A 12,345-nucleotide genomic window follows, 5' to 3' on the forward strand; every position below is an offset into this window, starting at 1 on the left:
GTGCTGAGCGTCGCGGTTTCGGTGGCTCGTCTCACGATTCGGCCTCCGTGCTGAGAATCTCGTAGATGGCGTCGGTCACGTCCTCGGGACTGTTGACGTAGCTGACCGCCACCGCCGACGACTCGCCGAAGTGGTCCTCGACCTCCTCGGCGTGGGTCGCGTTGATGGCCTTCCCGTCCGGTTGCGTCTCGACGTAGGCGTGGAGATTGGCCGGAATCTCCTCCATCAGCGGCACGACGTTCTCGCTCGTGTCGTTCCGGGAGTTCTCGCTGTCGCCCGCCGCGAACACGTAGCGGTTCCAGTCCGACCACGGGTAGCGCTCGTCGAGTATCTCCGCGGTGAGTTCGTATGCGGACGAAATCTTGGTCCCGCCGCCCGACCGGATGCCGAAGAACTCGTCGCGCTCGACCTCCCACGCCTCGGCGTCGTGGGCGATGTAGACGAACTCGGCGTTGTCGTACTTCCCGGTCAGGTACCAGTCCAGCGGGGTGAAGGTGCGCTCGACCAGTTCGCGCTTCTTCTCGCGCATCGACCCCGACACGTCCCGGATGTTGACGACGACCACGTTCTTCTCGCGCTCCTCGATGATTTCGGGGTAGCGGTAGCGCTCGTCCTCCCGCCGGAAGGGGACGTGGCGGATGCCCTCCTCCTTTATCTTCTGGGCCGTGCTCCGGTTGGTGACGTTCTCCTCGACTTCCTCGATGGAGTCCCACTTCGTCTTCTCGTCGTCGGGAATCTGGCCGTAGGCCTCTTCGAGCCAGTGCTTCGAGACGTTGATAGCATTATTCCGTGCCCATTCAAACGTCCTGTCCGGCCCCCAGCCGTCGATTTTCAGGACCTCTTCGAGGAAGTCCGGGTCGAAGTCCATCGCCAGCTTTCGCTTCAGCCCCTCCTTGAACATCTGCTCGAAGTCCAGCGTGGAGTCCGGACCGGTCCGGGTCATGTCGGTGAAGTCGCCTTCCTTCTCCTCGATGACCTCCTTGCCCTTCGGTTCGAGGTCCAGTCCCAGTTCGTCGTCCAACTCTTGGGCGAACTCCTCGGGGTCCATCTCGTAGTAGTCGTGTTCCCCGCCTTCCTCGCCGGGTTCGTCGCCCTCGTCGCCCTCCTCGCCGGGTTGGGGTTGGGGCTGGCCGACCGGGTCGCCCACGTCGGGGTCGCCCTGCCCGACCCCGCCCTTGTCCCGCCGGTCGTACGCGAACTCCGGCAGGTCCACGATTTTGATGGGGATGTTTATCTCGTCGGGGAGACTCTGTCCGAGGTCGCCGTACTGGATGAAGTCCGCGAGGTCCTCGCGCTTCTCCTCGCCGACCTCCCTGTAGCGCTCCAAGTCCTCTCTCAGTCCCATTTGTAGCTCACCTGACTCATGACGTGTCGGCTGGTCAGTTCCGCCGACGCCTCGCTGTAGCCGAACATCTCGACCAGATTCGCCAGCGTCTTCTCCTTCACCGCGGCCGTCTCGGTGTCGCTGGGCGGGTCGGCCCACTGGTTGGGGTCGAAGTCCTCGTACACCCGGCGCACGTCGTCCCAGTCGTAGTTCGCCAGCACCGTCTTGATGATGGGAATCTCCTTGGGGTCGATGTCCGACACCGAGAAGTCCTCGTCGCGGTTCTCCCACGCGTGACGGTTCAGCGCGGTGATGACCTTGTTGCGACGGAACTCCTCGACCGCCGGGGAGGGACCGTGGTCGGCCCCGTAGCTCTCGGGCGAGAACCGGCCGAGGTGGTCGGTCTCGAACACCTTCATCTTGAGCGCGTCGGGTTCGACGTGCTCGCCTCGGTCGTTCTCGACCTGTTCGTCGGTCGCCCACGCGTAGACGTGTTCGATGTACTCCTCGACGGTCTCCTCGTCAACCCGCTTGTCGCGCATCATCGCGTCGAGCACGTCCTCCTCCTGCCGCTGGAAGATGTGGTTCTTCACCGGCACGAGTCGGTTCTCGTACTCGGTGCGCTCGGCCGTCGAGAAGACGGGCGCGCCCGTCAGTCCCTCGGCCATCGCGTTCAGGATGTCGCGGGGCATGATGACCTCCTCGACCGGGTACTCGGCGTGCGCGCGCTCGCTCTCGTCGTTGAGCAGGTCCGCGATGACGTCCCGCGTGTAGGTCACGGGAATCCCCTGCTCGCCGTCGTCGGCGTCGTCGGCGAACTCGAAGTCGTCCTTGTCGAGTCGGTCGTCGCCGTCGAGGAGGTACCCTCGGTCGAACAGTTTGGCCTTGTCCACGAGGTCGAGGCCCGCGGGCACGTCCTCGCCGTCGAGTCGGGTCACGACGCTGTAGAGGGCCGCGGCCTCGACGGCGTGCGGGGCGAGTTCGCGCTGGCCCACTCCGGTCCCGTGGTCGTCGTTCCGGACGGGGACCGAGAGGGGTTCGCGGATGAGCGTCTCCAGTTCGTCGTAGCTGTCGGCCCGCCAGACGTCGGTCTCGTTGGTCAGTTCGCGCCGGATGAGTTCGGCCTCCAGACTCAGGTTGGTGAGGTACTTGAACCGCCGCCGGTCGAGTCGGCGCTTCAGCGCCTTGAGCGGGTCCGCGCCGCCCGCCTCGGCGTGCTGGTTGAGTTGGGCCTCTAGGTCCGGGTTCGAGATGATGAGCAACTGGGTGTCGATGTCCATCTGGATGCCCTTGTCCAGTTTCACCGTCTTCTCGTCGGGCACGTTGAGCAGTTTCTGGAGCAGGTCGGCGTGCTGGGCCGCGTCCTCCACGATGGTCAGCAGGCCGTTGCCCTGCGAGAGGACCCCGTCGTAGCTGAACGCCTGCGGGTTCTTGCGCCCCCGCGAGTCGAGTTCCTGCAACATCCCGCGCATCCACGACCCCACGAGGCGCTCCTTCGGCGGCCCGGAGTCCTCCGAGTGGAGGACCCCGATGCCGTGACCGACGTCCACCACGTAGTTCTTCACGCGGAGGTGGTTGGGGTCGGTGATGGCGCTGAACAGGTCCTCTTCGCCGGTCCGCCGGTACTGCTCTTCGAGGTAGTCGTAGGCCTCCCGACTGAAGGGGTCGAGTTTGCTGTCCACCTTCAGGTCGATGTGGTCCTCGACCTCCGCGTTGATTCGCTCGAGGATGTCCGCGCGGACCTCCTCGGGGAACACCGTCAGCGGGTTGGCCTGCACCGGACTCGGGAACCAGTTCTCCTCGTCGGCGGCCGCCCGCTCCTCGCCGTAACTTAGGCCCCGGGCCTCGGTGGCGCTGGCGATGTTCCACTCGACGGTGTAGCGACGCCCCTCCTCTGTCTTCGAGAACTCGCGGAGTCCGTTGACGAGACACCGCTTCAACTCGGACTTCCCGGTCGCCGTCGGTCCGTCGAACCAGATTATCTTCTCGGCCTTGCCGCGTTCGGCCGCGATGGACCGGAGGTCGTCCACGAACGCGTTGAGGACCTCCGTGTTGCCGAGGATGGCGTGTTCGCCGTCGTTGGCGGGGTCGTCGAAGAAGCGGTAGCGCTCCTTCTCCTCGCCAACCTCGACGACGGTCCGGGTGCCCATCGACTCGATGGCTTCGAGGAGGTACCTGCTGGCGTGGGCCGCAACGGTGGGGTTCCGGAACGCCTCGTCCACGAACTCGGTGAGGCTCTTGGGTTCCTCGTAGGTCTCCCTGAGTTCGCGGTCGGCCGCCTCGACGAACTCGCTGGCGTCGCGGTCCGGCGTCTCGTCGCGGCCGGTCCGCCCGTCGTCGTGGCCGGTCGCCACGGTTAGTCCTCCATCTCTGCGCGAGCGACCTCGGCACCGGCGAACTCCAGCACCTCCTTCGCACCGTCACGCGAGTAGCCCTGATCCACGAGCGCGTCTATCCACGCGTTCTGCTCGTCGTCGTCCATCTCGTTGGCCGACACCAGCGCCGAGAAGTTGATGTTGTGCTTCTTGTCCTCCCAGAGTTTGCGTTCGAGCGCGCGGCGCAGGCGGTCGTTGTCCTGCGGGTCGAACGGCGACCCCTCGCGGGCGCGCCGCGAGACCCAGTTGCTCACTTCCTGCCGGAAGTCGTTCTTGCGGTCGCGCGGGATGTCGAGTTTCTCCTCGACCGCTCGGAGGAAACTCTCGTCGGGTTCCTGCTCGCGGCCGGTGAGTTCGTCCTCGACGGTGTCGTCGTCGATGTACGCCATCACGTGGTCCATGTACTTCTCGCCCTGCCGCTGAATCTCCTCGATGTCGTAGGCCAGCGCGTGGCGCACGTCCTCGATGGCGCGGTCCTTGTACTCCTCGCGGACCATCTCGAGGTAGCGGTAGTACGTCTCGAAGTTCTCCTCCGGGATAGAGCCGTGATTTTCGAGGTTCTCCTCGAAGTGGTTGAACACCGAGAGCGGACTCAGGAACCCCTTGTCGCGGTGGGTGGAGTTCATGATGGCCTCGGCTATCTCGTCGCCGATGAACCGGGCCGAGACGCCCTCCATCCCCTCGCCGATGTCGGCGCTCTCCTCGCCCTCCTCGCGGAGTTTCTTCACGTCCACGTCCTCGCCGTCCTTTATCTCCCCGTTGTAGGCCTTGACCTTCTGCATCAGGTCCACCATCTCGCTGTCGGGTTCCTCGATGCGGGTCAGGACGCCGAACAGCCCCGCCATTTCGAGCGTGTGAGGCTCGATGTGGACGTCGGGCACGTCGGCGTTGCCGAGCATCTTCCGGTAAATCTTGGCCTCCTCGTCGTATTCGAGGACGTACGGGAAGTCGATGCGTTTGGTCCGGTCGTTGAACGCCTCCATCTTCTCGTCGCCCTTCTTGTCCCGGTACTCGGGCATGTTCGTCCGGCCGACGATGACTTGGTCGATGTCGATTCGGGGATTGTTCTTGGGCTTGATGGTCTGTTCCTGCGTCGCGTGGAGGAAGTCGTACAGGAACTCGCGCTGAAGCTTCAGCAGTTCTTCGCCCGAGAAGATGCCCCGGTTGGCGTTACAGAACGCCCCCGAGTAGTCGAACGCGCGAGGGTCGGACTCGCCGTAGATGGCGATTTTGGAGTAGTTGACGTCGCCGGTCAACTCCGTCTCGTCCTGATTCTTCTTGTCCTTCGGTTCGAACGTCTCGACCGCTTGGCGCTTGTTCTCGTCGGCGGTGAGACGGATGACCTCGACGTGGTTCTCGAGGACCTGCTGGATGTCGTCGTCGTAGTACGCCAACAGTTCGTCCATGTAGAACGCCGACGCGGGGTCGAGCGACTGCTCGTTCTGGATGGTGTAGGGCGCGTCGAGGTTCTCGTTCAGGTCGTCGATGACTCGTTGACGCTGTTCGAGCGGCAGCAACACGAGCGGGTCCTGATTCATCGGCGACCGGACCGTGTCGTCGGCCGGGTCCTGATCGTGGATGACGTCACAGAGGTTGGTCCACTTGTAGGTGTACATCCGGCCCTCTTCGCGGAGGGTGTAGTCCTCGAAGTACTTCCGGGCCTGCCGGTCGAAGTCGGACTTCCCGGACCCCACCGGGCCGAGCAGGAGTTTGATGCGCTTCTGCGGCCCGAGACCGCGCGCGCCGGACTTGACCTTGTTCACGAACTCGTGGATGGCGCGGTGGATTTCGTGGCCGTAGAACGTGTTCTCGCCGTCGTGCAGCGGGTCCTCCGAGGCGAGCAGGTACTCGACCACACCGGCTTCCTCGTCGTACTCGGTCCCGTAGTAGTCGAACATGTCGGCCACCCGTTGGTGGGCGTTCCGAGCGATTTTGGGGTCTTCGTACACCTCGTCGAGGTACCAGTCGAACGACTTGGTCTCGCGGAGGTCTTCGGGCATCGATTCTTGGTATCGCTTGCTGAGTTCTTCCAGTGTTGCTGTCATCGTATCACGCATTTTGTTGGGAGAGTCGAGAGAGAGCGAACGGTTGACCGGTGGTTCTGTAGTTCGCGGCCGGAGTATGTGGTAGACGGACACGCACAAAGAGGTGACGGCCACTCTGATATCTGATAACTCTTCACAAAGGTGGCGCTGCGCGTGCCACACACCCTTTCCGCCTCCTCGGTCCCGTTCGTGCGCGGGACGCTACCGTTCTGGCCGTTCATGTACGTGCTATCCCACCCCGTATTCACGGCGACGTTCACGTCGGAGGGCGACGAACTCGGGCGGACGTGAATCGGTAGGGTCGTGTTACCGCGTACCGCGTGGGTCGGTACCACCGATACTATTTAATGGATGGGATGTAGCGCTATATAACTGTTGGCTCGACTCGATTTTGTTTTTATATGAATTAACTCCATTGAACACCGACGACTGACGCGGGCGACGGGCATCACCCCTCCGGTGGGAGTTGGTAACGTACCCGGCCTTTAAGACCGGGCGAGCGAGCGGTCCGCTGTCGGCCGCGTGCGACCGGCAAGGCCTTACCCGGCAGGGCCGAACCGGCGACCATGAGCGACGGCGACCCGACCGAGCGCAGTTCGACCGACCCCGACCTACCCGCTGGCTGGACGGTCTGGAACGACGAACCCGAGGGACGCCGAATCCTCGCGTACCGGCCCGACGTGTTCGACGGCGACGAGTTCCCGCCGGCGTGCATGCCCACGCTGTACGTCGCGGCGGGCGCGCCCAACCGCCCGGCCTCCGAGGCCGAGTACGGGACGACGCGGGTCTGGCGCGTCGAGTTCTTCCTCGAACCCGAAGTCGAGTTGGTCCCCGCGCGAACGTACGACACGCGCGAGGAGGCGGTCGCTGGCGCACGGGAACTCGCGGCCGCGTTCGCTGGCGGCGAACTCGACTACCGAGACGCGTATCAGGTCCCGCGCGAGGAATACTTCGAGGAACTGGACGAACTGACTGGGGAGTAGTGTCCGGTCGGCCGACCGAGACGACAGGACGAGAGTCTTAACCGGGCGGCCCGCGTACCCGTGTCCATGTCGTCCATCACCCTCATCGGAACCCGCCTCGCGGAACCCGGTCAGGAGTTCGTCTATCGGGGGGAGTCCTCGGCCTGCGAGGGGTGTCCGTACCGGGACCAGTGTCTGAACCTCTCGGAGGGCGTGCGCTACCGCGTCAGCGACGTGCGAGACGGTGCCCAGACCCTCGACTGCGGCGTCCACGACAGCGGCGTGACCGCGGTGGAGGTCGAACCCGTCGGCGCGAAGGCCAACGTCCCCGCCAAGAACGCCTACGCCGGGAGCAAGGCCAGTCTCGAAGGCCCCTGTCCGCACACGGAGTGCCCGAGCCACGAGTTCTGTGAACCGGCGGGCGTGGACTTCGACGAGGACTACCAGATTACAGAGATCGTGGGCGATCCGCCCCACGACTACTGCATGCTCGACCGGGACCTGACGCTGGTCGAGTTCGCGCCCAACGAGGAGTAGCGAACGACCGGATCGACGCGCCGACTCTCCGGCTCCTTGCGTCTCGCTGCGAGAGCGAACGGAACCGCAGCGGACAGCAACAGACGAAAAATAGAGCGTCGCACTACGCCTCTCTCCGGAGGCGAGCGACGGCGGTTAGAACCACCCGTCTTCGTCCTCTTCACCGACGAAGCCTTCGCCCTCTTCTTCTTCCTCTCCACCGTCGAAGAGGTTCTCGTCATCCTCTCCTCCGACGCCGGTGAAGGGACCGTAGTCGTCGGCGGTGTCGAACTCGTCGTCTGCGGCGAACACCTGTTCACCGAATCCGGTGAGCGTGGGAGAGACGTACTCGCTGGCGTCGCCGAACTCGCTACTGAATTCGTCGTCGCCGACACAGCAGCCTTCGGTCTCACCGTCGTCCTGCATCGCACTCGCCGCGTCGCTGTCCACCATGGCCGCCTCGGTCGTCTCGTTCGTCTGCTCGGTCGCCGTCATCTGGGCCTCCGCGCCTCGCTTCGGAGTAGTGTCGCTCACTTGGACGACCGAACCGTTGGTCAGGTCCACGACGACCGACTTGCTCGCGTTCGGCGAGACGAACGTGACCTGCTGGCCGGTGAAGTTGGGTTCGGCCTCGATGGAGACTTCGACCGGTACGAACTCGTCGCCGACCTCCTGCTGGGCCGCCTCTACCGCCGAGACGGCTCCGCCGATGTCACTCACGCCGATTCCCTGCTGTTCGAGCACGGTCTGGTTCAACTGCGCGATGTTCGTGTTTGTCTGGATGATTCCGGCGTCGGTCCCGTTGACGACGACGCCCGTGACGTTCCCCGTCTCGTTGGCGACGAGGACCTCGTATCCCGGCGTGCCGTTCGCCCGCTTGAGTCGAGCGCCGAGTACCGTTCCGCCGGTCTCGTTCTGCGCGAGGACGGCGGCTTCGTACGCCGTCACGTTGAGTTCCGAGAGGTTGAGACCGCCGGTCGTCTGGTTCTGCGTTCCCTCGTCCTGTAGATACTGTCCCCCTTCGACCGCGCTACGGTCGGCCGAACCGGCGGCGACTGCCGAGCCAGCGCCCACTGCGACGACGCTGGCTACCAGTAACGCGCTCAGTCCGACCGATAGAAGTGTCCGTCCGTTCATTGAGTTCACCTCGCTCGCACCGCAGTAGCGTGAGACGACAGCGGCGGTAATAATTACTTTCGCCAACCTCTTACCTGTACAGATGGTCACTAATAGCGGCTCGTATAGCTATTCCGTCGTGTACGGGCCGCGAAATATCGGGCGACGTGACTCGAATAGTCGATACGAAAACAGTTATTTCTCACTTCCACCGGTGGTCTAACTCGTCCAATACTCGACTTACCGCGGACCGTAATCGAACGATGGGACCGCTCGGAGTCGGTTCGACGACGTTCGTCTCTGCGATGCGACAATAGACGTGACCGCGACAGGACAGGTACGAACCGCGGCGTGTCGCCGGTGTCGTTTCCTCCGTCGAAACGAGTCGGACCAGCGAGGATCAGAACTCCTCCAGATACCCCGCGAACGTCTCGGCCGCGCGCTCGTACGTGGCCGGACTGGTCACGTCGATGCCGAGGGCCTCGAACTGCGCGAGCAGGTCCTTCCGGCCCGTGTTCCGGAGGAAGTCGCGAAACCGGGCGGGACTGAGACTCCCCTCGCGGAGTCGGTCGCGGACAACCAGTGCGCCCGTCGCGCCGAGGACGTACTGGAAACTACTGTAGGGGTCACGGGTCCCCTGACCGAGCCAGTTCCGTCCGGCCCGGTCGTCGTACGCGACTTCGGGCCGGAACTCTGCGAGGAGGTCCGCGTGGGTCTCGCGGACGCGTTCGGCCGAGAGATTCTCTCCGTCTTCGACTGCGGTGGCGAGGCGGTGAGCGAACGCCGACTTCATCGTCTGGACGTAGAGGTTACCGCCGACGCACTCCAACAGGCGGTTCTTCGCGTGGGCCGCGAGCGGCCCGCCGCGCTCGATGCAGTGTTCGAGGACGAGGATTTCGTGGAGAATCGACGGGACCTCGCAGATAGCGCTCGGACAGGTCGCGTACCGGGTCGGTCCCTCGCGGTGGTACGAGACGTTGAGCGCGTGGCCGAGTTCGTGCCCGAGAACCGAGAGCGACCACAGGTCCTCGCGGTAGTTCGCCAGCACGAACGCACCGTCGGCGGCCGAGGACGGGCAGTACGCCGGGATGTCGGTCCGCTTGTTCTGGGTCGGATACGCGTCGATGCGACGCTCCGCGAAGAACGACCGCGTGCGGTCCACGTAGTCCTCGCCCAGCGGCGCGAGCGAGTCGAGGATATGTTCTTTGGCTTCCTCGTACGGAACCTCGGGTTCCGGGGCGTCCGCGATGGACACTTGGAGGTCCCACGGTCGGAGCGTCTCGACGCCGAGGCGCTCTCGGCGGACCGCCTGCGACCGGTGGTACGGTCCGAGGTTCGCCCTGACCGCGTCGAGCAGCACGTCGTGGACCGCTCCGGGCAGGTACGGTTGCGACCCCGACTCGGGGTAGGTCCCCCGGAAGTCGCGGTCCCGAATCGAGTCGTAGCCCCGGACCTCTACCTCGGCGTCGGCGGCCGCGAGTTTCTCGGCGTAGGCCCGCGAGAGCGTGTGTTCGAACCGGTCCATCTCGCTCCAGAACGCCTCGTAGACCCGTTTGCGGTACGCCCGATTCGAGTGGGATAGCTCCTCGCCGTAGTTGTCGTGTCGGAGTTCGACCGTCTCGCCGTCGGGTCGCTCCACGCTGGGCGCGTCGAAGTCCTCGGTCGTGACCGCCCGGACGACTCTGGTCGGCGCGGACCGCGTCTCGCCGTGGGCCGCGATGGCGTCTTCGGCGTCCGCCGACCGGACTCGCTCGGACTGCTCGCGCAGGCTCTCGGCGTATCGGCGATACCCGTCGAGTTCGGCGACGAACGCGTCGAGGCGCTCGTCGTCGGTTTCGCGGAGGCGTCGGCGGACGGCCGCCACGACGGGTTCGAACTCGGCCTCGACGTCGCGGAACCGCCTCCGCACGTCGTCGGCCGCATCAGACTCGGTGTTGACGTTCCGGTAGAGGGTCGCGTACAGGTCGAGTCGCTGCTTCCGGCGGTAACACTCCTCGGTTCGTTCGAGGAGCGTCCGGAGGTCGGCCGTCGTTTCGAGCGACGCCGCGGCCGCCGACTCCAGCGCCCCAATCCGGTCGCGGAGCGCCGCCGCGGCGTCGTCCCAGTCGTCTGGCGTCTCGAAGATGCGGGTCAGGTCGAATCGGTACTCGGGTTCGATGTCGTCTCTAGCTGGTAAACTCATAGCCGTCTCTGGTGTCGTGCGAAGTCTCTGCTGCGGTAGTCGAGGTGACGGTACGGGCGGGCGACCGGGGGTGAACGCCGGTCGGAGGAGTTAGCGGGTCATCGGTCGTTCCGTTGACCGAAGGTGTCACTCCTTCGTAATAACTCTACCGCCAGCCGTGGACCGACGGCCGGGGGCGTGCGAGCGGTGGTCGGCGAACCGGGGTCGGGCGGCCGAACAGACGCGGCGACGCAAGCTTATTTGAGACGGGGGACACTACCGTACGGTATGATATCACTCGAAGAGGCGGTGACTGCCCGCCTCGAATCCCACGGCGAACGGTTCGAGGTGCTGGTAGACCCCGACGCGGCGCTCGAAATCAAGCGCGGCGAGTTCGACGGCGAACTGGAGGAGGTCATCGCGGCCGAGGACGTGTTCGAGGACGCGAGTCGCGGCGACCGACCCGCCGAGACGGCGTTAGAAGAGGTGTTCGGGACGACCGACCCGCTGGAGATAATCCCGCAGGTCATCCGCGACGGCGAGATTCAGATTACCGCCGAGCAGCGCCGCGAGATGCAGGAACAGAAGCACAAGCAACTGATCAACCGCATCACGCGCAACGCGGTCAACCCGCAGATGGACGACGCGCCCCACCCGCCCGAGCGCATCGAGTCCGCGCTGGAGGAGACCGACTTCCGCGTGGACCCGATGGAACCCGTCGGGACACAGGTGGACGACGCGCTCGACGCGCTCAAGCCGGTCATCCCCATCCGGTTCGACGAGGTGACCGTCGCAGTGCAGGTGCCCGCCGACTACGCCGGGAGCGCGCAGGCCAAGATTCGGCAGTTCGGCGAACTCGAACGCGAGGAGTGGCAGAACGACGGCGGTTGGGTCGGCGTCCTCACGTTCCCTGCCGGGATGCAGAACGAGTTCTACGACCTCGTGAACGAACACACGAGCGGCGAGGCCGAGACCCGAATCATCAAGGACGAAGACGAGATTCAGACGCGCTGAGATGGCGCTCGTGGACGTCCTCGCGTACGAGCGCTCCGACGGCGAGACCGTCTACAAGGCGGTAGAGGCCGGTCGCGGGCAGGAAATCGTCGCGGCCCACGAGGACGAGTACCGGAAGCGCCGTGGCGTTCTCTGGGCGTTCGCGGCCGTCGCGGCCGCCATCGCGGTCGGCTACACGGTCCTGTTCGTCCAGCGGCCCCTGTGGGGAGTCGTCGGGGCGCTGGGGGTCTTCGCACTGGTCACACGTCGGTCGTCGAAAATGGAGCGGTTGGTTCCGAGCGTCGCCGCGGAGCGTCTGAACCGTCGCGACGCGGCCGGGGAGTACGACTTGGAGACTATCCCTTCCTGAAGCCGACCAGGAAGCCGCCGGTGAATCCGGCACCGACCGACAGCGTCGAGAGGATGGTCGTCACCCACGACGGCGGGGCACCGCCCTCGGCGGCTTCGCCCGCCTGCAGTACGCCCGCGGTGAGTCGGTTCCAATCCACGGTCAGGATTCCTCTCGATTCGAGGAACTTGAAGAGGGCCAGTTCGAGACCGACGAGGATGGCGATGAGCTTTGCCACCTTCTTGGCGGCGAAGCCGATGACGCCGCCGACGACGGCTCCGGACCCGAATTCGAGTCCGAGTTGTTGGGGGTCTATTTCGAGGGGCATACGACCTATCCCTCATCGGCGGAATAAGGTTCTTGTGGTAAGTGGTCCGGGTCGTTGAACCGAACCGCACCCGCCGTTCATTACACGTCGCGGAGCGTCGTCCGCCCCGGTCGCTCCCGTCGTATCATTGAAAAGGGATGGGACCGTAGACCGACCTATGGGTACCGTGGGTGCGG

11 protein-coding genes are annotated in these 12,345 nt (G+C 64.9%); 5 read left to right on the forward strand and 6 right to left on the reverse strand.

The annotated features are described in order from the left end of the window. Nucleotides 1-31: 31 nt before the first annotated feature. The 3 genes from NGM06_RS03955 to NGM06_RS03965 are packed head-to-tail and all read right to left on the reverse strand — an operon-like array spanning nt 32 to nt 5,744. The gene (locus tag NGM06_RS03955; RefSeq protein ID WP_254269028.1) at nt 32-1,345 is read right to left on the reverse strand and encodes a YeaH/YhbH family protein; all 1,314 of its coding nucleotides are present in this window, start codon (nt 1,343-1,345) and stop codon (nt 32-34) included. Beyond that, a complete protein-coding gene (locus tag NGM06_RS03960) occupies nt 1,336-3,678 on the reverse strand; it encodes a PrkA family serine protein kinase (RefSeq protein ID WP_254269029.1) in 2,343 nt (780 codons plus the stop codon). The genes NGM06_RS03955 and NGM06_RS03960 overlap by 10 nt, the downstream gene beginning before the upstream one ends. Nucleotides 3,679-3,680: 2 nt before the next feature. Next, the gene (locus NGM06_RS03965) at nt 3,681-5,744 is read right to left on the reverse strand and encodes a PrkA family serine protein kinase (protein ID WP_254269030.1); all 2,064 of its coding nucleotides are present in this window, start codon (nt 5,742-5,744) and stop codon (nt 3,681-3,683) included. A gap of 153 nt (nt 5,745-5,897) precedes the next feature. Between NGM06_RS03965 and NGM06_RS03970 the strand changes: the two genes are divergently transcribed. From NGM06_RS03970 to NGM06_RS03980, 3 genes are all read left to right on the forward strand, one after another. After that, nucleotides 5,898-6,035 carry a hypothetical protein gene (locus NGM06_RS03970; protein WP_254269031.1) on the forward strand — a complete coding sequence of 46 codons (138 nt, stop codon included), beginning with the start codon at nt 5,898-5,900 and terminating at the stop codon, nt 6,033-6,035. Nucleotides 6,036-6,310: 275 nt separating this feature from the next. Next, on the forward strand, nt 6,311-6,727 hold the full coding sequence (locus NGM06_RS03975; RefSeq protein WP_254269032.1) for a DUF5820 family protein: 417 nt from the start codon (nt 6,311-6,313) through the stop codon (nt 6,725-6,727). 66 nt (nt 6,728-6,793) lie between these two features. Beyond that, nucleotides 6,794-7,243, forward strand: coding sequence for a UPF0179 family protein (locus NGM06_RS03980; RefSeq protein WP_254269033.1), 450 nt, complete (start codon nt 6,794-6,796; stop codon nt 7,241-7,243). Nucleotides 7,244-7,378: 135 nt separating this feature from the next. Here NGM06_RS03980 and NGM06_RS03985 read toward each other — a convergent pair whose 3' ends face one another. Continuing rightward, nucleotides 7,379-8,359 (reverse strand): PepSY domain-containing protein, encoded by a 981-nt coding sequence (locus NGM06_RS03985; protein WP_254269034.1) that lies wholly within the window; start codon nt 8,357-8,359, stop codon nt 7,379-7,381. 379 nt (nt 8,360-8,738) lie between these two features. Next, entirely contained in the window at nt 8,739-10,520 is a 1,782-nt protein-coding gene (locus tag NGM06_RS03990) for a M3 family oligoendopeptidase (RefSeq protein WP_254269035.1), read from the reverse strand. Nucleotides 10,521-10,787: 267 nt separating this feature from the next. Between NGM06_RS03990 and NGM06_RS03995 the strand changes: the two genes are divergently transcribed. After that, nucleotides 10,788-11,513 carry a ribosome assembly factor SBDS gene (locus tag NGM06_RS03995; RefSeq protein ID WP_254269036.1) on the forward strand — a complete coding sequence of 242 codons (726 nt, stop codon included), beginning with the start codon at nt 10,788-10,790 and terminating at the stop codon, nt 11,511-11,513. A 1-nt stretch (nt 11,514) separates the two neighbouring features. Beyond that, a complete protein-coding gene (locus tag NGM06_RS04000) occupies nt 11,515-11,862 on the forward strand; it encodes a hypothetical protein (RefSeq protein WP_254269037.1) in 348 nt (115 codons plus the stop codon). Here the strand turns inward: NGM06_RS04000 and NGM06_RS04005 are convergent. Further along, nucleotides 11,849-12,169 carry an FUN14 domain-containing protein gene (locus tag NGM06_RS04005; RefSeq protein ID WP_254269038.1) on the reverse strand — a complete coding sequence of 107 codons (321 nt, stop codon included), beginning with the start codon at nt 12,167-12,169 and terminating at the stop codon, nt 11,849-11,851. The genes NGM06_RS04000 and NGM06_RS04005 overlap by 14 nt on opposite strands. Nucleotides 12,170-12,345: the final 176 nt, after the last annotated feature.

The organism is Halorussus aquaticus, assembly GCF_024218795.1.
Taxonomy (GTDB): Archaea; Halobacteriota; Halobacteria; order Halobacteriales; family Haladaptataceae; genus Halorussus; species Halorussus aquaticus.